Here is a 21,119-nt window from a genome sequence, read left to right on the forward strand (position 1 = left end):
ACGGCACCCTGGGTCTGGGCCTACCCAGCCATCGGCCGGCCCAAAGCTTTTTGTCAGCGTGGGAAATCACCCGATGGGTCACGGAGGCGGTTGGCGAGGCGTTCGGCGTTGAGCTGGCCGATCACCCCGTCGACGGCGTCCTTGTCCCGGGGGTCGATGCCGCGGGCCTGCAGCTCGGCGGCGATCTGCTGCGCAGGCCCCCATGACGTCTCGTCGTCGACCGCGTGCTCGAACTGAGGCAGCCACTCGTCGACCATGGCGATCACCGGCGTGATCCACTCGTCGGCGACGCCACGGCGCTCGAGCGCGAATCGCAACCAGCTGCGGAGGGCGTCGGGCAGGGCGATCCGCTCGTCCGCGTCGAGGAACGCCTTCCTCGGCAGCCAGTCGGCGAGGAACATCGCGACCGCGTCGGGGTCCCAGCCGAACGGGCGATTGTTGAGGTACCCGTCGCCGTAGTCGAGAAAGAGGTCCGCGAGGCTCCGGTGGGCCTCGGAGTCCGTCGTCAACTCGACGAATGCCTCGACGAGTGCAGCCCGCTCCTCGTCGGCGAGGGGCTCGAACTCCGGCCATTCAGGGAGGTACGCACGGGATCGCGCCCACGCGAGCGCCCGCAGGTCGACGAAGTCCTCGTCGTCGTGGCGCGGCCAGACCATGTCGCTGTACCGCAGCGAGTCGGCCAGGTCGGCCAATGCGTCGGTGACTGGTACCTCCTCGATCGGCATCGGCACGTCGCCGGGGCCCCGCACCCCGTCCCACGCCTCGGCTGCGCCGGCCTGCAGCAGCGACAACTTCTCCACGAGCGTCCCGCCGGTGGCGAGGATCTCCGCGAACAATGTGTGCGTGCCGTACTCGATGAACAGGACCCGTTCGCTGTCGTACACGTCGACGGCGCGCAAGGCCCGCACCGGGGCGAATGCCGCGTCGAGCCACGGTGGCGCCGGCTGAGACTGCCGCAGTATGTCGATCGTCTCGTCGAGCAGCGTGTGTTCACTCGGCGGGGCGACCCTGCGCAGCGCCGCCACGGCGGCCAGCCCGTGCGCCGACGGGCGGGTGCTGCAACGGCCGACGACCTCCAGGCAGAGGGCCCGCTCGGGCTCCCTGTCGTCGAGCGGGGCGGCCAGCCAGGCCTGGCCGAGCCAGCCGGAGGCCCATTGTTCGACGTCGAGCGGATCGGTGTACGTGAGCAGATCGTGGGCGGCCCGGACGAGACGGTCGGAGGGCCGCAGCGACCGGACGGGCTCCTGACGGCGGGTCTTCGCCTTGCCCCGGCCGGCCGGGCGCCCGCGACTCTTCGGACTCACCCCGACAGCCTACGACCGGCGGAGGCGACATTGCCCTGCGAGGAGCGGCTATAACCCGTCGAACAATGCCGTGAGCCTGTGGTTGATCGCATCGACGTCGAACGGTCTGGTGTTCGGGCCGTCCTCCGGGTTCCAGTCCTCGACCGGCGCGTCACCGCGCCCGCCGACACACACGATGACGACATCGACGGCCGGGTCGTCAAGCTCGTCGACGCGTTCGACGGTGATCCGATGCTCCCACCAGTCGCCCATGTCGTAGACGTACGTCATGGTGCCCCCGTTGGGCAGGACCTTCGCCAGCCGCGCGCCGGACTCGTCGTCGCATTCGTCGAACTTGAAGTCCACGTCGGCGTAGCGCTGCCGACCGGCCTCGAAGAGGTGCAGGTGATCGTCGTGCCAGCCGAAAGCCGCCTGGATGACGTAGTGCAGCGCGTCGAGTGGGAGGGCCGCCGGCACGCGCAGCCGCCGCCACACCGGTGGTCGGACGTTCGAGAGCACGACCTTCAGCTGGTACACCCGGCACGGCGGACGCCCGGCGGTGTTCAAGGCCTCGAGCAGCGCGGCGGCGTCCGGGTGCGTACTGGCGTCGACGACCCGCGGCCCACCGAAGTCGTCGACGAGATGCCAGGCCTCCTCGAGATCCTCGACGGCGAGCGCGTACTCGACCGCCAGCCAGCACTGGTCCGCCTCGCTGGCCGCACGACCGGGTGCGTCCCACGACGCCAGCGCCGCCCGCGCGTGCGGAGCCAGCATCGGCCGCTTCAGCGCCGAGCGCCACAGCGGCCGCATCGCAGCGCCCAGCCCGCCGACCAGATCGATCCCGGCGACGCGGGCGGCGGGCCGGGCCTGCTCGGCGGCGGACAGCACCTCGGCCACGGCCTGCTGGACGTCACGGCCGGCGAGCCACTGCCGGACCACGTCCCACGCCTCGCGCTCGGCCAGCCCCACCAGCCGGTTCAGGAGATCTGCAGCCGCAAGATCCGCCGGTACCGGCTGAGGCGCGGCCGCAGCGAATCGCTCGTCGGCCCACCGACCCAGCGCCGTCAACCGCTGTTCGTCGTCGACGGCGCCGAACTCGCCCAGCAGCTCCGCGGCCGCATCGACCGGCATCACGCCCCGCCGGAACGCCTGATAGGCCGCGCCGATGAGCCAGCCGCCCGCCGCGTTGTGCAGCCGCTCGTTGACGAGATCCTCGATGTCGTCGAGGGGCGGTTCGCCGGCCAGCACCGCCAGTAGCATCCGGCACAGCGCGGACGCGCCCTCTGCCTGGCGGTCGTGGGACTCCGCCCGCAGCACCGCCGCCAGCGCGGTCCACCAGGGCTCCAAACCATTCGCCGGTGTACCACCCGTGGCCTTCACCCGGCCCAGGCCGACCTCGACAAGCCCGACCGCCTGAGCCGCCACCCACGGCCGATGCAGCGCCTCGACGTCGGCGGCGGTGCGGACGCGGGCCGGCGCCGCAAGGCCCATCGCCGCCATGGCACCCGGGATGTCCACCGGCTTGAGCACGCCCGTCGCGGTCACCGGGCGCCCGTCCCCGACCCAAGCGGCCAGCGCCACGGCGCGGCGCATCATCGGGCAACCATTGGCGGCTTCAACCAACTCAGCGGTCACCGCGAGAGCATAGAAGTCGCGTCAGTGTGCGTGTAGCAGACCGAGACGGTGGGCGTGGGTGGCCGCCTCGGTGCGGGTGGAGACGTTGAGTTTGGCCAGGATGTTGGACACGTGGACGCTGGCGGTCTTCGGGCTGATGTACAACGCCGTGGCGATCTGGCCGTTGGAGCGGCCTTCGGCGACCAGGGCGAGGACTTCGCGCTCGCGGTCGGTCAGCCGGAACCGCAGGTCCGGCTGGGGCGCCGGCGCGTCGGCCGGCCCGGAGGTGGCCGGTCCGACCCGCAGCTGGGCGCGCCGGGCCAGTGCCCGGGTGTCGTCGGCCGTGACGGTGGTCAGTTCGTCGGCGAGACGAAGGCACTGCGCCGCCGCCGAACGGGCCGAGCAGCACCATCGGCAGAACCAGCGGCGCTTCAGGCGCAACCTGACCAGCGCACGACGGGCCGGTCCGGAAGCACCCGGCCGCGTACGATCCTCCGCGTGACAGCACCGGTGGCGGGCACGGGCTATGCGGTCGGCATCGACCTCGGTACCTCGAACACGGTCGCGATCCTGCGCTGGCCGGACGGGCGCACGCGGCCCCTGCTGGTGGACGGCCGCCCGGTGCTGCCGTCGGCGGTCTACGTCGACGGCGAGGGAAACATCCATGCGGGCCGTGACGCCGAGCGGATGGCGCAGGTCGACCCGGGCGGGTACGAGCCCAACCCGAAGCGGCGCATCGACGACGGTGCGGTCCTGCTCGCGGGCCGCGAGCTGGCCGTCGCCGACCTGCTCGCCGCCGTCCTGCGCGCCGTCGCGCGGGCGGCCGCCGAGGCGGTCGGGTTCCTGCCGGCCGCGGTCCTGACGTACCCGGCGTCCTGGGGCAGCCTCCGCCGGCAGACCCTGCAGGATGCGGCCGCGCGAACGGGCTGGCCGCAGGTCCGGCTGCTGCCCGAACCGGTCGCGGCGGCGCGGTACTTCACCGACGTGATGCGCCGGCCCGTCCCGCCCGGCGCGACGATCGCGGTGTTCGACTTCGGCGGGGGCACGCTCGATGTGGCGCTGGTGCGCCGGGAGGGTCCGGATTTCGCCGTCGTCGGCTGGGGCGGTGCCGAGGACCTGGGCGGCCTGGACATCGACGCCGCGCTGGTCGGCCACCTTGGGCGGCAGCTGGAGCTGAGCGCGCCCGAGGCATGGCGGCAGATCTCGGCGCCGGCCAACGAACTGGACCGGCGGCACCGGCGCCAGTTCTGGGACGAGGCGCGCGCGGCCAAGGAGATGCTCTCCCGGGCGACGGTCGCGACCGTCGCGGTGCCAGGCGTCAGCGGCTCGCTGCACGTGACACGGGACGAGCTCGAGGAACTGGCCCGGCCGCTCATCCGGCGCGGCGTCGCCGAGATGGCCGCCACCGTCGGGCGCAGTCGGCTGAGCACGGCCGACCTGTCGGTGGTGTTCCTGGTCGGTGGGGCGAGCCGCATCCCGCTGGTGGCCCAGACGCTGCACACCGAGCTGGGTATCGCGCCGACCGTGCTGGAGCAGCCGGAGCTGCCGGTCGCCGAGGGGGCGCTCGCCGACCTGATGGCCACGATCGCGCGGACCACCCGGCCGGCGCCGGCCGGGCCGGTCGGGCCGCCGTCGCAGCGCATGCCCGCCGTGCCGCTGCAGGCGCGGCACATGCCGGCCGTGCAGCCGGCGATGATCGATCCACGCATCGGCACCCCGGTCACGGGCCTGCCGGTGTCGGGGATGCCGCTGCCCAGCCTGCCCGTGTCCGCCACACCGGCCGCGTCGATGCCGGTCTCGGCCATCCCGACGTCCCCGATGACCAGGTCGATGACCGCGTACCCGCCGCCGCCTGCCGGGCGCAAGCGCCGCCGCCGGGCCTGGCCGGTGGTACTGACGGTGCTCCTGCTGGTCGCCGGGTGCGCCGGCGGGGGGCTGTACTACGTCTACTCGCTGGTCAAGCCGCGCAGCACGTTCCAGGACCTGGCGCAGGCGGGAACGATCCCGGTGGACGGCATGCAGCCGGACGCCTACGCCGACGCGTTCCTGACCGCCAAGAAGGCCCACGCGGTCACCCAGGTCGGCCGCGAGGTCGACGTGGCGACGCTGGACCTGGCCACCAAGACCCTGAAGCGGCAGAAGGCCGGCAGCGCCGCGAAGTGGAGCCGTGCCTACGTGCTCGGCGACTTCGTGGTCGTGCTCGCCGAACCGGAGAACGGCAAACGGCAGCTCGTCGGCGTCAACAACGTCGACGGCACGAAATGGGCCACCACCGTCGGCGCGGACGGGATCCTGGCGCCCACCGGCAGCACCTACCCCGACAACGCCCCGGCCGTCCTGTGGCTCGACCGGCAGAGCAACACGATGACGTACCTCAGCTCGGCCACCGGCAAGCCCGGCGGGTCCGGGTCCCCGCTGCCGGCGGGCTGGCAACTGTTCGAGCCGGCCGGCGTCGTCTCGCAGCCGGTGCTGGTGACGGCCGGCGGCGCGGTCTGGCAGGTCGGTGCGGACCAGCCCAAGAAGATCGCGACCGGCGTCGCCGACGGGGCGCCGGTGAGCCGGATGCACCTGAACGACGTCGCTTTCGCGTCGCCGCAGGAGGAGTACCCGGTCAGCTACGTCGAGGGGGGCTACGGCTCCGGCGGATCGAGCGCGACCCCGAAGACGCTGTTCCGCGGGCCGGCGAACCGCAAGCCGCTCTGGATCGGCGGGTGCCGGCAGAGCAGCTCGGTCTGCGTGATCGACCAGATCGGCACCGACCCGTCGACCCGGGAGTTCGCGCAGTACAACACGCTGCGCGGCACACAGGAATTCCGGACGCCGGTGCCCGACGCCGACCCCACCCAGCCGCCCCAGTTCCTCGGCCAGTACGGCGAGCTGTACCTGATCGTGACGACCCGCAAGGAAAAGGAACAGTCGCGCGGCTCCGTCGTACTTTCCCGGACCGGTGCGGTGGTCGGCTCGTACCAGGGCTCGGTGCTGGCCGTCGACGAAAACCGCGCGCTACTGGTGTCAGCGGACCCGGTCGCGGGTGCGGTCTCTGCGACGATCAGCGGGCTCGATCTCGATACCAAGCTCGAGAAGAAGCTGGGCACGGCGACCATCCGCCCGGACGGTTGCTCGTGGAGCACCACGACCCTGTTCTGCCCCGCCACGAACGACTACCAACTGTGGCAGTTCGCGAAGTGAGCGCCGCTACGGCAACGTCCACCGCTGCGCGTCGGACTGGTTACATGCCACGGCGTGCTGCGGGGTTCCACGGCCCGCGCCGCCCGCCGGACTGCCCAGGCACAGCCCCGACGCGGGATTGACCAGGGATCCTGCGGTGCCGAGCCGCCACTGCTGGCCGGCATCACCGTTACAGTCGCGTAGCCGGACCAGGCCCGGCGTCGCCTGCATGCATCTGCCCTGAACCCGTATGGTCCCGTCGCCGGCGACGGTCCACAGTTGACCCTCGGTGCCGTCGCACTCCCGCAGCCGGAGCCTGTCGTCGTTGTTGTTGTTGCCGGCGCCATCGAGACACAGCCCGGCGGCACTGGTGATCCTGCCGGTTCGGCTCACCGCGACGGGAGGTGCCGTGGAAGGTGCCGTGGAAGGTGCCGTGGAAGGTGCCGTCGGGGTGGGCGAGACCGGGAAAATGACCGGAGCACCTGGCTCGGGGTCGTCCGATCCCGGTTCCGGCGACCGGTACTGGCTGGTGGACGGAGTGTAGGAAGGGGTCGTCGACGTTGCGGGCGCCACGGGCGAACTCGGGCCGGCCGAAGGACTCGGCGGACGAGCCGTCTCGAGCCGGCCGGCGCCCCACGCCCCGCCCGTCGTGGTGTCCGAACCACGCCCTCCCGACCGGCCGCCGACGCTGACGGCCAGTACGACGGCGGCCAGCGCGAAGGCCAGCGCGCCGCAGCCCGCGGTGAGGAGCACCCGTCGCCGGCCGCGGTCAACCGTCACGGCGGGCGGCACGGTGTCCACGATGGCCTCGGCCTCAGGGAGCGAAGGCGGCGCCGGGTCGCTCTGCGCAGGCGGAGCGGTCGGTTGCGGTGGACCATCGGGGATCGCTTCGGGCGAGTTCCGGGCGCGCGTTTGCTCGTATCGACGGATGTACGGACGGACAAGACTCTGTTGGTCGTCGTCATCGGGCATTGGCTGCTCCCCCGCGCTGTCGCGTCGCGCAACCTTAGCGTTGTGTATTCGTCGATGCACCCCCAGTCACTCTATCGAAGACGGGTGTCGTCCCGCCCTCCACCGGTCAGGCAACGTCCTACACCACGCCCACCGACACAAGGCTCTTGGCCTGCGGCCTTCGTCGGATATCCAGCCACTTGTACTGTTGAGGTGAAGGGACTGTCCGGACCGCCGCGACCAGTTCGGCCGCGTGCGCTGACACCGGGAGGGCCCATGTTCACCGATTCCGAGGAAATGCTGCGGTACATCGGCGCCGAGGGCATCCAGCTCGTCGACATACGCTTCTGCGACCTGCTGGGCGCAATGCAGCACTTCAACGTGCCGGCCGGCTCGTTCGACGAGAGCGTGTTCAGCGTCGGGATTCCCTTCGACGGTTCGTCGATCCGGGGCTTCCAGAAGATCCACGAGTCGGACATGGTGCTGTACCCCGACATATCGAGCGCCTTCGTCGACCCATTCCGGACGGAGCGGACCCTCGCGGTGAACTGCTTCGTCCACGATCCGATCACCGGCGAGGCCTACAGCCGTGACCCGCGCAACGTGGCCAGAAAGGCCGAGTCCTACCTGATCACCACCGGCATCGCCGACGCGGCGTTCTTCGGCCCGGAGGCCGAGTTCTACATCTTCGACTCGATCCGGTTCTCCTCCTCGGCCACGAACGAGGCGTATTACCACATCGACTCGGTCGAGGGCTGGTGGAACACCGGCCGGGAGGAGCCCGGCGGCAACCTCGGCTACAAGACCCCGTACAAGAGCGGTTACTTCCCGGTGCCGCCGGTCGACCATTTCGTGGACCTGCGCGGGGCGATGGTCGCCCACCTCACCGACGCCGGCTTCACGGTGGAGAAGGCGCATCACGAGGTCGGCACCGGCGGTCAGGCGGAGATCAACTTCCAGTACGCGCCGCTGCTGCACTGCGCCGACAACCTTCAGCTGTACAAGTACATCGTGAAGAACACCGCCTGGGCGGCCGGCCACACGGTGACGTTCATGCCCAAGCCGCTCTTCGGCGACAACGGCTCCGGCATGCACACGCACCAGAGCTTGTGGCTGAACGGGCGGCCGCTGTTCTATGACGAGACCGGATACGCCGGCCTGTCGGACTCCGCGCGGTGGTACATCGGTGGCCTGCTCCGCCACGCCCCGAGCCTGTGCGCGTTCACCAACCCGACGGTCAACTCGTACCGCCGTCTGGTCCCCGGATTCGAGGCGCCCGTCAACCTCGTCTACTCGCAGCGCAACCGCTCCGCCTGCGCCCGGATCCCGGTCACCGGCGACAACCCGAACGCCAAGCGCGTGGAGTACCGCGTACCCGATCCGGCGGCGAACCCCTACCTGGCGTTCTCCGCGATGCTGCTGGCCGGCCTCGACGGCATCAAGAACAAGAGCGAACCGCCGGACCCGATCGACAAGGACCTCTACGATTTGCCGTCCGGCGAGTCCACCCAAGTTGAGCAGACCCCCGGCTCGCTGCCCGAGGTTCTCGACGCGTTCGAGGCTGACCACCAGTACCTGCTCGACGGCGGCGTGTTCACCCAGGACCTGATCGAGACATGGATCGCCTGGAAACGCAGCGACGAGATCGACCCGGTCCTGCTCCGCCCCACCCCGTACGAGTTCGCCATGTACTACGACGTCTAGCTGTACTGACCACAGAGGTTGGTGACAGGGATTACTGCGGTTGGATCTTGCAATAGGTGAGGGCCTTCTGGCTCGGTGTGTAGCGACCAAACTCGCACCCCGAGCACCAAGAAGGCCCTCATGCCACACGCTAACGCACCGTTGACCGAGACCGGCCGGCTACGCCTGGCCCGCTGTGTCGTGCAGGACGGCTGGCCGCTGCGCCGCGCCGCGGAACGGTTCCAGGTGTCACCGACCACGGCGAAACGCTGGGCCGACCGCTACCGCGATCACGGCGAAGCCGGGATGCGCGACCGCACCAGCCGGCCCCGGCGCTGCCCGAGCCGCACCCCGACCCGCACCGAACGACGCATCATCAAGGTGCGTGTCCTGCGCCGCTGGGGACCTGCCCGCATCGCCTATCTGCTCGGGCTGAACCCAGCCACCGTGCATCGGGTCCTGACCCGCTACCGCGTGCCGCGACTGAGCAGTCTGGACCGGGCCACTGCCCGCAACATCCGCCGCTACGAACGTGACCGGCCCGGCGAGCTCGTCCATGTCGACATCAAGAAACTCGGCAACATCCCCGACGGCGGCGGGCATCGCGCCCACGGACGATCACTGGGCACCCGGCGCAGATCCGCCCACCGCGACCCAGCACGACCCCGCAGACTCAGCAACCGGCCCAACATCGGCTACCAGTACCTGCACAACGCCGTCGATGACCACTCCCGGCTGGCCTACAGCGAGATCCTGCCCGACGAGACCAAGCAGACCGCGGCCGCCTTCTGGACCCGCGCCCACGCCTGGTTCACCACCGCCGGCATCACCATCGAACGCATCCTGACCGACAACGGCGCCTGCTACCGCTCCCAACTTTGGAAAGACACCCTGACCAGCACCGGCATCACCCACCAGCGAACCAGACCCTACCGACCCCAGACCAACGGCAAGGTCGAACGGTTCAACCGCACCCTGCTCGACGAATGGGCCTACGCCAGGCCATACCGCACAGAGACCGAACGCCGCGAAGCATTCGGCCCCTGGCTCCACACCCTACAATCACCACCGCGCACACACCGCGCTCAAAGGCCAACCACCCGCCAGCCGCGTCCCCAACCTCACGGGACAGAACATCTAGCGCTCGTAGCGCAGCTCGGGATACCACCCGCCCCGCCCGGCCGGCGTCAGGTCGAGCAGGTGCCATACCGGGCTGTGCAGGTCCACGCCGCGCTCGCGGATGCCGGCCGACATCCACGGATGGCTCGTGTAGAAATGCCGTACCGTCCCGTCGGCGTCCCGCGTGAAGACCGAGATGGTCGACTCCTGTGCTCCCGCTTCGTCCTCACTGGCCAGGTCGTACTTGAACGTGCCGGCGCCCGCGCTGAGCAGCCGGAGCCGATCCCAACCGCGAGCCCGGGCGTGGAACCGCAACGTCGGCACGTCGGCCGCGGCCACGACAACGAAATCGGCGTTCTGGGACACATGGTCGACCACGGCGTTGAAGCCGTCGATCCACATCGTGCACATCGGGCACGGCGAGCGCTGGGCCTTGCCGTACATGAACTGATAGACGATCAAGGGTCGATCGGGCCCGCTGAACAGCTCGCTCAGCCTGACCTGACGGACCGGCTCGTCCCCCGCGTCCAGATCGGCCGGGCCTTCCTCGAAGACATAATCGTCGACCACCGCCCCCGTCGGCAGTCGGCGGCGCAACTCGGCCACCCGCTCGCGCTGGCGCATCAGGTCGATCTCGGCGAGCTGCAGCTCCTCGCGAGCGGCGCGGTACTCCCTCGACTCGTTCGCCAATCGGGTCATCTCCACAGGCACACTCCTTATCCGCTAGCGCGCCGGGGGTGTGACCGCGGCGACCATGGCCGAGCGTGGTGAGCGCTTGCCGAGCAGGTTCTGGGAGTACACGGCGTAGGTGTACTCCGTCGAGCCCTTCAGGCCCTTGAGCGTCAGGGTGGGGCGGTTGGTCGTCGCGACCCGTCTCTCGGTCGCGCCGTTGACGGCCATCACCTCGTACGTCGTGCCGCCGATCCGGTCCGGGCGGCGCTGCCAGGCAAGCCGGACGCTGCTCGAGGTCACGTCCGTGACGGTCAGCCCCTGCGGGGCGCGGCTCTTGGGGTCGACGGCGGCACGAGCCAAACTGTTGCGGAACACCGTCGCCTCTCGCGTGTCCGTGTCAAGGCCGTTGGGGCCGTCGATGAAGCGCCGTCCCCAGGCCGTACGGCTGTTGCCGTCGAAGTTGTTGACCAGGTCCAGGTAGCTGAACTGCTTGTCGTTGCCGCTCCAGGACCAGCCGAGGTAGCCGAGGTGCTGCGCCTGCGCGTAGGCCATGATGGCGTCCTCGTCCGGCTTGCCCCACTGGTGCTGGCTGGAGAACTCGCCGATGAGAATCGGCAGGTGGCGCTCGGTGAACGAGGTGAGATAGCTGTTGACCTTCGCCGCGGTGTTGAACATGCCGTACATGTGGATGTCGAACGCGGTGTTGCCGGTGGGGTCGGCGGCGACGACCCGCTCGGCGTTGTCGCGCATGATGAACGACTCGTCCTGGCCCCAGCCGGGGCCGTCGACCAGCAGCGTGTGCCTGAAGCCGGCGGCGCGCAGCTGGCGGATCGCGTCGGCGGTCTGCTGTACCCAGGGCCACGAGGTGCCGTTGGCGAACGGTTCGTCGGCGATGTTGACGATGACGTTGTCCTCGTGGCCGACCATCGTGTCGCGCAGGCTGAGCCAGAACTGCACCGCTTCCGCCATCGGCGCCGCCTTCTTGTCCTGGCCGAAGCCGGCGGTGTCGTGGGCGTCGAAGATGCAGATCAGCCGGTTCTTCTGGCACAGGTCGACGACGGTTGCCACCTCCCGGGCCTGGGCCCGCCGCCACTGGTGGCCGATGCCGAGGGTGACCCGCACCGCGTTGGCGCCCGCCGCCTTGATGGCCGCGAACGAGCCGTTCTGGTCCGGGTACCACATGAAGTCGTGATTGACGCCGCGCAGCACGAGGTCGCTGCCGTTGGCCTCGACGAGCCGGCCGTCGCGCACCTGGATGCCGATGTGCGGCTCGGCGGCGTGCGTCCGGCCCGGCGTCGAGAGCACGCCCAGGCCGGCCAGGAGGATGGCGACCGCCAGGGCCGGCTTGAGCGAAACCTGGGCATCGGTTCTCACGGATCCGGCGGCTACCCCGCGACGGCCACTCCTACCCCGCGCTACCGAGTGAACCGGCCCACGTCAGGGCTTCCTCCCCACGGCGCCGAAGATCGAGGCATCGACCGGCGCCGGTTGTTCCTCGGCGTCCGGGTCCGCCCGCCATTCGCTCACCGCGACGATGCCGGGTTGGACGAGGTCGAGTCCGGCGAAGAACTCACTGAAGGCGGCCCGGTCGCGCGGATAGACATCGGACTTACCGGTGCGCAGCGTCTCGTCCCAGTTGGCCGCCAGGTCCGGGGTGAGGAACTCCTTCGTGGCGCATGACATCGTCAGATAGCTGCCCGACGGCAGCGCACGCAGCAACGCCTGCACGACATCCCGCGCGGCCGCCTGGTCGGGCAGGAAATGCACGACCGCGACGAGCATCAACGCCACCGGCCGATCGAGATCGAGCGTCTCCACCAGGTCGGGGTGAGACAGAATCCGCTCCGGCTCGCGCAGGTCTTCCTCGATGTATCGCGTACGCCCCTCTGGCGTGCTGGTCAACAAGGCCCGGGCGTGCGCCATCACCATCGGGTCATTGTCGGCGTAGACGACTCGAGCGTCCGGTGCGAGGCGCTGTGCCACCTCGTGCGTGTTGTCGGCGGTCGGCAGCCCGGTGCCGATGTCGAGGAACTGGCGGATGCCGGCCTCACCGGCAAGGTGCCGCACAGCCCGTTGCAGGAAAGCGCGGTTGGCCCGGGCGGCGATCCGGGCCGCGGGGTAGGACTTCGCCAGCAGGTCGCCGGACTCCCGATCAGCGGCGAAGTTGTCCTTGCCGCCCAGCCAGTAGTTGTAGCGCCGGGCCGGATGTGCCACCCCGGTGTCGAGCTTTTCAAGCATCATGCCCCCCGGATCGGAAGCCACCATATTAGATCGGCATTGGTCACGGCGTGTGCGCCGGATCGGCCACCGTCGGGTTCCGGCCGTCCTTGTGGGCCTGGCGCAGGTCGATCAGAAACTCGCGGGAGAACATGGCCGACAGCACCGCGATGCCGCCCCGGTGGACGCGGATCTCGCTGTGGCGCAGGTGGCCGGTGAGGACGATGCGCCGGCCGCCGGGCGCCTTCGGGGCCTCGGCGTCCTTGACCCGGCCGCGACCGGCGCGCTGCAGGTCCCAGTCGTCGATGACGGCGTCGTCGTCGACCAGCAGCTTCGTCGTGGCGTGGTCGAGGTCGATCTCGATCTCAATGTCTCCGGCCGGGATGTGGGGCGATCGCAGGTCCAAGACCGCGACACCGTGGTGCGCCCGCACCTGGAAGCGTCGTTCGGTGGTCCAGTTGCCCAGCCGCTTCGTCACCGCGTGGTTCGCGGCGATCCGGACCGGGCTGGTGGTCTGCGTCTCGTTCATGGCAGAGGTCCCTTCAAGCATTGGCAGTCGCTGTGGTCAGTGCTAACTATCCACTATTGAATAGTCAGTGTCAACTATTCGCGCCGCGCTCCCCCGGGCCAGGCAGGAGGACACCGAGCGGTCGGCCACTGTGACGTAGCGTGACGCCGCCGTGGGTTGATCCGGGCGGTTATGTCAGAGTTGAGCACCGTGGTGGGGCGTCTGTTGAGCGGCCGGTACGAACTGCGATCGGTCATCGGCCGGGGCGGCATGGCCGAGGTGTGGCTGGCCGTCGACGGGCGCCTGGGCCGTTCCGTGGCCGTGAAGATCCTGCACCACGAGGGCGGCGCCGATCCGTCGCTGCCGGAGCGGTTCGAGCGCGAGGCGCACACCGCTGCACGGCTGTCGCATGCAAACATCGTGGCCGTGTACGACGTGGGGGTCGACGACGGCACGCCGTACCTCGTGATGGAGCTGATCCAGGGGCACAGCCTCGCCGATGAGCTGGCCGCGGGCCCGCTGGACCCGCGGCGTGCGGTGCGCATCGCCGAGCACGTGTGCGACGCCCTGGCGGCCGCGCACGACGCCGGAGTGGTACACCGGGACGTGAAGCCGGCCAACATCCTCATCGGCGACGAGGGCCGGGTGAAGGTCTGCGACTTCGGCATCGCCCGCATCAACGACCGGGCGCAGGCCGCGCTGACCGCCCCCGCCACCGTGATCGGCACCAGCGCGTACATGGCGCCGGAACAGGTCCTCGGCGAGCCCGTGGACGCCCGGACCGATCTGTACGCGCTCGGCTGCGTGCTGTACGCGATGCTCACCGGCCGCCCGCCGTTCGTCGCCGACTCGCCGGTGCAGACAGCCTGGCAGCAGGTGCATCAGGCAGCGGTACCGGTAGAGGTCCTACGGCCCGGCCTGTCGCCGCAGCTCGCCGGGCTGGTCGGCGCGCTCCTGGCCAAGCGCGCGACGGACCGGCCGGCGAGCGCGGCGCAGGTCCGCGCCGCTCTGGCCGGCGGGGCCGGCAGGTCCGCAACGGCTGTGCTCGGTGCGGGACCGCCCGCGTTCGGAGGCGAAGCGCCGATCCGCGGCCGCGCCGCCGTGCGGCCGGCAACGCGCAGCCTGCCCGTGCTCGGCGAGTCACCCGCGCCGGCCGCCCGGCGACGAGGCCGCTCGGCCGGAATCGCGCTGGCGGCGCTCGGCGCGATCGCCGTCGCCGTCGTCGTGTTCGCGCTCGCAACCCTCCCGGGCCGGTCCCACCACCCGGCCTCGGCGCCCGCCTCCACGGACACGACCCAGTTCCTGCCGTCCGCGGACACCACGACCGCGGCGCCGAGTGACACACCGAGCGATATGCCGAGTAGCGCAACGAGCGATACGACGAGCGACCCGACCGGGGCGACGCTGGCCGCGGCCCGCGCCGCCGTGCAGGCGCAGGCCGCTGCCGGTGGCCTGGACAGCGGTACCACACGTGAGCTGAACCGCCGGCTCGACAACCTCGCCCGCGACCTCAAGCGCGGCGACGACGCCCGCGCCGCGGCGGAGCTGTCGAACCTGCTCGACCGGCTCGACCAACTGCACCAGAACGGCACGCTCACCAGCACCGCGTACACGGCGGTGCTCACCCCGGTCGACGAGCTCGCGGCGAACCTGCCGAGCGCGGGCGACGACAGCGGACGGAACTGACCCGCGCCTCGGGCGCACAAGCCGCCAAGCCGTGCGGCGGGCCGCCGGGCGGCATTGCCCGGCGGCGGCTGATCGGGTCGATGCGGGGCTCAGCCTCGCTGATAGCGGCCGGTGAGGCGGCCCGAGGCCAACACCTTCCCCGCCGCCGCCCGCCGCAGGTCGCCGGCCGACGCTCCCTCGGCAAGGCGGAGCGGTTCGGACAGGGCGAGTACCTCGAAGATGTACCGGTGTGACCGGCCACGGGGCGGGGCCGGTCCGCCGTACGCCCGCCTCCCGAAGCCGTTCTTGCCCTGCGCGGCGCCGGTCGGCACCTCGCCCTCACCCAGGCCTGACTGGTCCGGACCGATACCCCACATGACCCAGTGCGCAAAGGTGCCGCTGGGAGCGTCGGGGTCCTCGACGAGCACAGCCAGCTCAGCGGTCTGCTCCGGCAGCCCGGTGAAGCTGAGCGGCGGTGACACGTCGACGCCATCGCACGTGAAGCGCCGAGGAATCTGGTCGCCCTCGTTGAAAACCGGGCTCGACACAGCAATCGTCACCAGTGCCTCCGTCAGGGTGTCGAGTAGACCCTTCCTACGAACTCGCTGAGGCGGTGCTCGTCGAGGGTGCGGGCCAGGTCGGACTCGCTGATCATGCCGACCAGGCGGTGGTTGTCGATGACCGGCAGCCGCTTGATCTGGTGGTCCTCCATCCGGCGCAGCACCTCGTTGACGTTGGCGCCGGCGTCGACCCAGACCAGCTCACCCTGGGTGAGGTCACGCACCTTGACCTGGCTGGGCTCCTGGCCCTCGGCGACACACTTCAAGACGATGTCGCGGTCGGTGATGATGCCGTGCAGCCGGTCGTCCGGTCCGCAGATCGGCAGGGAACCGACGCCGAGATCGCGCATCCTCCGCGCGGCGGACGCGACGGTCTCGTCCTCGTCGACGCACTCGGCTCCCGCGTGCATGATGTCCCTCGCCCGCCACTGCTGCTTGTCGCGAAGCGTCTGCTCATAGTCATCCAGAGCGCGGAGCTTGCTGGCCACGGCCTCCTGTGTCGCATGGCCGGTGTGTTCGGCGTAGCTGGTCCTGCCGAGATCCTGCAGCAGCTTGTCGCGCTGCCGCTGGGCTCGCGTCTCATCCACTCGCGCCCGGCTCGTCGCCAGGCCACGCCTGGCGGACTCCTTCATCCTCTCGAAGGCCATCGTGCCCTCCTCTCCGGCGTGCCTCAGCGCAACGCTACGTCGCAGCCGCCACGAACGGCGCCACCTCGTCGGCATTGGAATGCAGCCGGATCGGCCATGAATAGTCGCCACAGTGCTCTCGTTGTCATGTCTGCCGGCGGCCACCCAGTCGGCGCAGTGGCAGCAGTGCGGCGAGATTGCCGGCAACGAGCAGCGCGAGCAGCACGAGCGTCAGCCAGAAGCCGGCGCCGGTCCCCACGAAGTCACGCGCCTCCTTCCCGGCGGGCACCGCGCTCTGCTCCCGGATCCGGTCGGCGAGCCGGTTCACCACCAGCGCCTGACCGGCGACCAGCGACAGCCCGGCCAGCGCACCCAGCCCCGCCACGAGCGCGCGGCGGCGCCGCTGCCGGGTCAGCGCCAACGCCGTGACCAGCGCCGTGCCGAGCACGAGCAGCGCGGCCGCGTAGAGCGGCTGCGGTTCGATCCGGTCTTCCCGCCACTCGCCGGCCGGGCGCAGTTGGTCGGCCTGCACGTCCGGTTTGCCGCCCAGCGCGAGGTCGAGCCCGTTGTACTGCGTCGTCCCGCCCGGCTTGGCGTGTCCGTAGCCGTCCGGCAGTCCGCAGGAGACGGTGGCGAACGGCAGTACAAAACACAGCAGCGCCAGCACCAGCGTCGCCGGGCTGAGCCACCGCCGGCGAACGGGCGCCCGCCTCGCGGCCGACCCGCTGCCGGCCACGCCCGGTACCGCCGCCACTGCGGCCTGCGCGTGTATGGCGCCCTCGGCGACCACCGTCTCGGGCCGTTCGGTCACGGTGGGCGCCACCCCGAGGCGGGCGTGCAGCAGCCGGCCGAGCAACGGCATCCGGCCGCCGCCGCCGACCAGGAACACGCCGGCCAGCGCGTGCGGATCCAAGCCCGCCTCCGCCACCATCTCGGCGGCGACCTCGGCGACCGGGGCGAGCAGCGGCGTCGCCGCGACCTCGAGTTCCTCGCGGGTCAGGTGCAGATCGGCCGGATGCCCGGGCACGTGTACCGGGGCGACGCTGAGCCGGGACAGGCTCTCCTTCGCGGCGCGCACCTCCTGCCACAGCACGAGCCGGTCGCGACGATCCGCATTGGTCACCGGTGCCGCGAGGCGCTGCCACGCCTCGGGCGAGTCGACGGACACCAACTGGCCGAGGATGCCGACCAGCGCTGCGTCGACGTCCAGCCCGCCGACGTCGAGGCCTCGCTGCGCGATTACGGACAGCTCCGCTCCGGCGCGGACCAGCGCGACATCCGCAGTACCCGCACCGACATCGACGACGAGCAGCGCACCATCCGGCGGGAGCTCATGGCGCAGTACCGAGGTGTAGTAGACGGCGGCCGCGATCGGCTCGCTGATCAGCGTCACCGCGCCGAGACCCGCCCGCACGGCGGCCTCGGCGAGCACCGCGCGCCGGGACGCGGCCCAGGTGCTGGGGACGGTCAGCACCGCAGGGCCGGGCGGGCCGGCCCGATTGACCTGCTCCACGACCGCCAGCAGCACCGCGGCCAACGCGTCGGGCACGGCAACCGTGTGGGAACCCAGCAGGACCGTGCCGTCGTCGACCCGCCGCTTCGGGTTCGGCTCGAACGCCGCCGGATCGGCCCGCGCCAGACGCTCCGCGTCATTGCCGGCGATCAACGCGCCGTCCGCATCGGCATAGACGGCTGACGGGCAGCTGTTCCCGGCCGTCGAACAGCAGCGGGCGGATCTGGCCGTCCGCCCCGCGGAGCACAGCAACCGTGTTGGAGGTACCGAGATCGATGGCGAACGGGTACACGAAGGCAACGTACGCCGACACGCCGCCGCAGGCAGCGTTCACGCAGTCGTCGGTCCGCCGAAAGCTGGACGATCGCGCACGGCTAACAGGCTCCGAGTTGGATAGAGGTGGATGCCCGGCCGCGCTGGGCGTAACAGTTCAACGACGTTAAGTCACCAGGAGCGTGTATGAAGAGGCTGAACCTCGCCAGAGTCGGAGCCCTGGCCGTCGCCGGGATGCTGTCCGTCGCCGCACTCAGCACCCCCGCGGCGGCTTCGCAGAACGACGGCTACACGTTCGCCGTCATCGGCGACATCCCGTACGGCGACGCCGCGCTCGCTCAATTCCCGGCCAACATCGCGCAGATCAACGCCGATCGGGACGTGCAATGGGTCAACCACCTCGGCGACATCAAGAGCGGGTCAACCGTCTGCAGTGACGATTACTTTCAGCTGATCAAGCAGGATTTCGACCAGTTCAAGGATCCACTGGTCTACACGATCGGCGACAACGAGTGGACCGACTGCCACCGGCCGAACAACGGGCCCTACAACCCGCTGGACCGGCTCACGAAGCTGCGGCAGGTGTTCTTCGCGCAGCCCGGCCGCACCCTCGGCCAGCGCAGCGCGCACGTCGACTCGCAGGCCGACTGGGGCATTCCGGAAAACGTCCGCTGGAGCGCCGCCGGCGTCGAGTTCGCCGCGGTGCACATCGTCGGCAGCAACAACAGCCTCGCGCCCTGGACCGGCAACACGTCGGCGACCCCGGAACAGACCGCCGAGGTGCTCAACCGTACCGCCGCCGCCATTCAGCACATCCACGACGCGTTCGCCGAGGCCCGGCGCACGCACCAACGCTCCGTCGTGCTGCTGACCCAGGCCGACATGTTCGACCCGACCGTGCCCAACCCGTCGTGGGCCAACTACTACGGGTTCCAGCCGATCGTCGCAGCGATCGTGCGTGAGTCCGCGGCGTTCGGCGGCCAGGTGTACCTGTTCAACGGCGACAGCCACGTGTTCAACGCCGACCACCCGCTCGCCGCCGGCTCGTCCTGGCTCGCGTTCTACGGCGTCAGCCAGCCGCTGACCAACCTGACCCGGATCACCGTCGACGGGTCGAACAACGCCAACGACTACCTGCGCGTGACCGTCGACCACCACGGCCAGCAGCTCAGCTGGACCAAGGTGCCCTTCACCGCCGCGTAGCGCGTGCGATGCGGCCCGGCGCGCACCGCCGGGCCGCATCCGCTTCACTCGTCGCCCGCGTGGTTCACCAACCGGTCCGGGGTATGCATCGCGGCCGGGAATGTCATCGTGAACCGGGCCCCCAAGCCGGGGCGACCGTCGATGGTGAGCGAACCGCGGTGAGCGTCCAGCACTTCCCGTACCAGGGCCAGGCCCAGGCCGAATCGGCGTCCCCGGCCGCCGGCCTGCGGTCCTCGCGCAAAGCGCTGCAGGAGCTGCTCGGCCTGCGCCGGGTCGAGGCCATCGCCGTCGTCTTCGACGGCCAGCTCCACCTCGTGTGCCCGCCGGCGGACGTGGATGGTGACCGTCCCGCCGGGGTGGTTGTGCCCCAGGGCGTTGTCCACGAGCGCGGCGAGGGCGCGCCGCAGCGAGGACCGGATGCCGACGACGAGCAATGGCTGGTCGCCGCCGACATCCGCGCGCAGGGCGACGCCGCGTTCGTCGGCGTGCGGCCGTACCGATCTGACGAGATCATGTGCCAGCTCACCGACGTCGACCAGCTCGCCCGCGCCGGGCTTGCCCTGCAGTTCGGCGGAGAGCAGCAGGTCCTCGACCACCTCCCCGAGCGCTCGGGTGTCGGCCACCAGCTGGCTGACGTGTTCGACGAGGCGCTCGTCGGCCGGTCGCCGGTCGCCGTCCCCGGCGTCGCGGGACAGCCGCCGCGCGATCAGCTGGGCCCGGGTGTGCAGGACAGCCAAGGGTGTGCGCAGCTCGTGGCTGGCGTCGGCGACGAAGCGGCGCTGCAGGTCGAGCGCTCGCCCCAGCGGCCGGACAGCGCGTCGCCCGAACAGAACGCCCAGCAGCGCGGCGCCGGCGACGCCGACAACACCTGCCCACAGCAGGGAGGTGATCAGGCGCTCGCCTGACTGCCGCCGCGTGGTGACGTCGAGCATCCCCACGACGCGCCGCCCGTCCGGGTGGTCGACGGCGAACACCTCATAGTCGCGGCTGCCGATGCGGGTTGCTGAGCGGCCGACCGGTAGGGCACGTGGATTCAGGCGGATCAGGTCCTCGGGAGCATCGTCGCTGGCGCGCACCGGGCCGTCGGGCAGTTGCTCGATCAGCACTACTCCGGCGCCCGGGTCGGTGACGTCGCGCGCGGCGAGGGCCGCCTGTCGCACGGCGCGTTCCTCGGCCGTGTGCTCGGCGCGGATGGTCAGCGAGTAGGCCAGCAGGCCCACGACGAGGAGGGTCGCGGCGACCGCGGCGGCGATCTGCGCGGCGATCGCGAGCCCGGCGCGGCGGACCAGCAGTCCGTCGTCGCCGGACCTCGGGTTGCCGGTCATGCGGAGCCGAGCTGGTAGCCGATGCCGCGCACGGTGCGGATCACGCCGTGGCCGAGCTTGCGCCGCAGATAGTGCACGTACGTGTCCACCGCGCCCAGGCTCTCGGCCTCGTCGAAGACGCGCGACAACAGTTCCTCACGGGTGAAGGCGCGGGCCGGCCGGCTCGCGAGGACTTGCAGCAACGCGCACTCGCGGCCCGACAGGGTCACCACCGCTCCACCGGCCCCCGGCTCGCGGACCTGGCGAGTGGTGACGTCGAGGGTCTGCCGGCCCAGGGACAGCACCGGGGACCGGTCGGTGTGACGGCGTAGCAGCGCACGGACCCGGGCCAGGAGTTCATCGACGTCGAATGGCTTGGTCAGGTAGTCCTCGGCGCCGGCGTCGAGGCCCTCGACCCGGTCGGCGACGGATGCGCGGGCGGTCAGGACGAGCGCCGGGGTCGTTACGCCTCTGCTGCGCAGGCGGCGTAACAGGTCCACGCCCTCGATCGCCGGCAGCCGGCGGTCCAGCACGATCACCTGATAGTTGCGGCTCAGGCCGAGATGCAGCCCGGCCTGCCCGTCAGCGGCGTGTTCCACGGTGTGGCCTGCCTCACCGAGCAGGTCGATGAGCATGTCCGACAGCTGCGGGTCGTCTTCGACGAGCAGCAGCCGGGGGCGGTCGGCCACCGGAACCGCAGGTGGCGTCGGTTTTGTCACCCGCCGATCGTGACACGCTGGGCTAAGAATTCTCCAAGATC

Annotated in this window: 18 protein-coding genes and 1 pseudogene; 5 read left to right on the forward strand and 14 right to left on the reverse strand. The window is 70.8% G+C overall.

The window, feature by feature from the left end; translation table 11 throughout:
• Positions 1–53 precede the first annotated feature (53 nt).
• The 3 genes from ABD901_RS00115 to ABD901_RS00125 are packed head-to-tail and all read right to left on the reverse strand — an operon-like array spanning position 54 to position 3,338.
• Complete coding sequence (locus ABD901_RS00115) at positions 54–1,304, reverse strand: hypothetical protein (protein WP_345119824.1); 1,251 nt, start codon at positions 1,302–1,304, stop codon at positions 54–56.
• A 48-nt stretch (positions 1,305–1,352) separates the two neighbouring features.
• A complete protein-coding gene (locus ABD901_RS00120) occupies positions 1,353–2,918 on the reverse strand; it encodes an IS1096 element passenger TnpR family protein (protein ID WP_345119826.1) in 1,566 nt (521 codons plus the stop codon).
• Between the two features lie 21 nt (positions 2,919–2,939).
• Positions 2,940–3,338, reverse strand: a complete 399-nt coding sequence (locus ABD901_RS00125; protein ID WP_345119828.1) for a helix-turn-helix domain-containing protein — start codon at positions 3,336–3,338, stop codon at positions 2,940–2,942.
• 57 nt (positions 3,339–3,395) lie between these two features.
• Here ABD901_RS00125 and ABD901_RS00130 point away from each other — a divergent pair, with 57 nt between their 5' ends.
• Positions 3,396–6,086, forward strand: a complete 2,691-nt coding sequence (locus ABD901_RS00130) for an Hsp70 family protein (RefSeq protein ID WP_345119830.1) — start codon at positions 3,396–3,398, stop codon at positions 6,084–6,086.
• Positions 6,087–6,092: 6 nt separating this feature from the next.
• Here the strand turns inward: ABD901_RS00130 and ABD901_RS00135 are convergent, their stop codons facing one another.
• On the reverse strand, positions 6,093–7,037 hold the full coding sequence (locus tag ABD901_RS00135; RefSeq protein ID WP_345119832.1) for a ricin-type beta-trefoil lectin domain protein: 945 nt from the start codon (positions 7,035–7,037) through the stop codon (positions 6,093–6,095).
• A gap of 255 nt (positions 7,038–7,292) precedes the next feature.
• Here ABD901_RS00135 and glnA point away from each other — a divergent pair, with 255 nt between their 5' ends.
• A complete protein-coding gene (gene glnA / locus ABD901_RS00140) occupies positions 7,293–8,720 on the forward strand; it encodes a type I glutamate--ammonia ligase (RefSeq protein WP_345119834.1) in 1,428 nt (475 codons plus the stop codon).
• Between the two features lie 120 nt (positions 8,721–8,840).
• Positions 8,841–9,840, forward strand: a pseudogene (locus ABD901_RS00145) (IS481 family transposase).
• On the opposite strand, the gene ABD901_RS00150 reads toward ABD901_RS00145, so the two are convergent.
• From ABD901_RS00150 to ABD901_RS00165, 4 genes are all read right to left on the reverse strand, one after another.
• Positions 9,837–10,517: a DUF899 family protein gene (locus ABD901_RS00150; RefSeq protein WP_345121063.1), complete on the reverse strand. Its 681-nt coding sequence runs from the start codon at positions 10,515–10,517 to the stop codon at positions 9,837–9,839. The pseudogene ABD901_RS00145 and the gene ABD901_RS00150 overlap by 4 nt on opposite strands.
• Positions 10,518–10,541: 24 nt before the next feature.
• Positions 10,542–11,864, reverse strand: a complete 1,323-nt coding sequence (locus ABD901_RS00155; protein WP_345119836.1) for a cellulase family glycosylhydrolase — start codon at positions 11,862–11,864, stop codon at positions 10,542–10,544.
• A 63-nt stretch (positions 11,865–11,927) separates the two neighbouring features.
• Complete coding sequence (locus ABD901_RS00160; protein WP_345119838.1) at positions 11,928–12,755, reverse strand: SAM-dependent methyltransferase; 828 nt, start codon at positions 12,753–12,755, stop codon at positions 11,928–11,930.
• A 16-nt stretch (positions 12,756–12,771) separates the two neighbouring features.
• Positions 12,772–13,236 carry a hypothetical protein gene (locus tag ABD901_RS00165; RefSeq protein WP_345119840.1) on the reverse strand — a complete coding sequence of 155 codons (465 nt, stop codon included), beginning with the start codon at positions 13,234–13,236 and terminating at the stop codon, positions 12,772–12,774.
• 189 nt (positions 13,237–13,425) lie between these two features.
• On the opposite strand from ABD901_RS00165, the gene ABD901_RS00170 reads away from it, so the two are divergent.
• Entirely contained in the window at positions 13,426–14,901 is a 1,476-nt protein-coding gene (locus ABD901_RS00170; RefSeq protein WP_345119842.1) for a protein kinase domain-containing protein, read from the forward strand.
• Between the two features lie 89 nt (positions 14,902–14,990).
• Here the strand turns inward: ABD901_RS00170 and ABD901_RS00175 are convergent, their stop codons facing one another.
• From ABD901_RS00175 to ABD901_RS00190, 4 genes are all read right to left on the reverse strand, one after another.
• Complete coding sequence (locus tag ABD901_RS00175; protein WP_345119844.1) at positions 14,991–15,440, reverse strand: YbhB/YbcL family Raf kinase inhibitor-like protein; 450 nt, start codon at positions 15,438–15,440, stop codon at positions 14,991–14,993.
• Positions 15,441–15,451: 11 nt separating this feature from the next.
• The gene (locus ABD901_RS00180; RefSeq protein ID WP_345119846.1) at positions 15,452–16,087 is read right to left on the reverse strand and encodes a CBS domain-containing protein; all 636 of its coding nucleotides are present in this window, start codon (positions 16,085–16,087) and stop codon (positions 15,452–15,454) included.
• A 124-nt stretch (positions 16,088–16,211) separates the two neighbouring features.
• Positions 16,212–17,732, reverse strand: coding sequence for an Hsp70 family protein (locus ABD901_RS00185; protein ID WP_345119848.1), 1,521 nt, complete (start codon positions 17,730–17,732; stop codon positions 16,212–16,214).
• Positions 17,716–17,871, reverse strand: coding sequence for a hypothetical protein (locus ABD901_RS00190; RefSeq protein WP_345119850.1), 156 nt, complete (start codon positions 17,869–17,871; stop codon positions 17,716–17,718). The genes ABD901_RS00185 and ABD901_RS00190 overlap by 17 nt, the downstream gene beginning before the upstream one ends.
• 167 nt (positions 17,872–18,038) lie before the next feature.
• On the opposite strand from ABD901_RS00190, the gene ABD901_RS00195 reads away from it, so the two are divergent.
• Positions 18,039–19,055, forward strand: coding sequence for a hypothetical protein (locus tag ABD901_RS00195; protein WP_345119852.1), 1,017 nt, complete (start codon positions 18,039–18,041; stop codon positions 19,053–19,055).
• Between the two features lie 44 nt (positions 19,056–19,099).
• Here ABD901_RS00195 and ABD901_RS00200 read toward each other — a convergent pair whose 3' ends face one another.
• A complete protein-coding gene (locus ABD901_RS00200) occupies positions 19,100–20,380 on the reverse strand; it encodes a sensor histidine kinase (protein ID WP_345119854.1) in 1,281 nt (426 codons plus the stop codon).
• Positions 20,377–21,078, reverse strand: coding sequence for a response regulator transcription factor (locus tag ABD901_RS00205; protein ID WP_345119856.1), 702 nt, complete (start codon positions 21,076–21,078; stop codon positions 20,377–20,379). The genes ABD901_RS00200 and ABD901_RS00205 overlap by 4 nt, the downstream gene beginning before the upstream one ends.
• Positions 21,079–21,119: the final 41 nt, after the last annotated feature.

The organism is Dactylosporangium darangshiense (assembly GCF_039537565.1).
GTDB lineage: Bacteria > Actinomycetota > Actinomycetes > Mycobacteriales > Micromonosporaceae > Dactylosporangium > Dactylosporangium darangshiense.

What these genes read in the sequence shown, in the direction of transcription:
- ABD901_RS00200 (WP_345119854.1), bottom strand. Translation starts at nt 20,380, where the DNA reads ATGACCGGCAACCCGAGGTCCGGCGACGACGGACTGCTGGTCCGCCGC.
- ABD901_RS00165 (WP_345119840.1), bottom strand. Translation starts at nt 13,236, where the DNA reads ATGAACGAGACGCAGACCACCAGCCCGGTCCGGATCGCCGCGAACCAC.
- ABD901_RS00180 (WP_345119846.1), bottom strand. Translation starts at nt 16,087, where the DNA reads ATGGCCTTCGAGAGGATGAAGGAGTCCGCCAGGCGTGGCCTGGCGACG.
- ABD901_RS00160 (WP_345119838.1), bottom strand. Translation starts at nt 12,755, where the DNA reads ATGGTGGCTTCCGATCCGGGGGGCATGATGCTTGAAAAGCTCGACACC.
- glnA (WP_345119834.1), top strand. Translation starts at nt 7,293, where the DNA reads ATGTTCACCGATTCCGAGGAAATGCTGCGGTACATCGGCGCCGAGGGC.
- ABD901_RS00150 (WP_345121063.1), bottom strand. Translation starts at nt 10,517, where the DNA reads ATGACCCGATTGGCGAACGAGTCGAGGGAGTACCGCGCCGCTCGCGAG.
- ABD901_RS00135 (WP_345119832.1), bottom strand. Translation starts at nt 7,037, where the DNA reads ATGCCCGATGACGACGACCAACAGAGTCTTGTCCGTCCGTACATCCGT.
- ABD901_RS00195 (WP_345119852.1), top strand. Translation starts at nt 18,039, where the DNA reads ATGAAGAGGCTGAACCTCGCCAGAGTCGGAGCCCTGGCCGTCGCCGGG.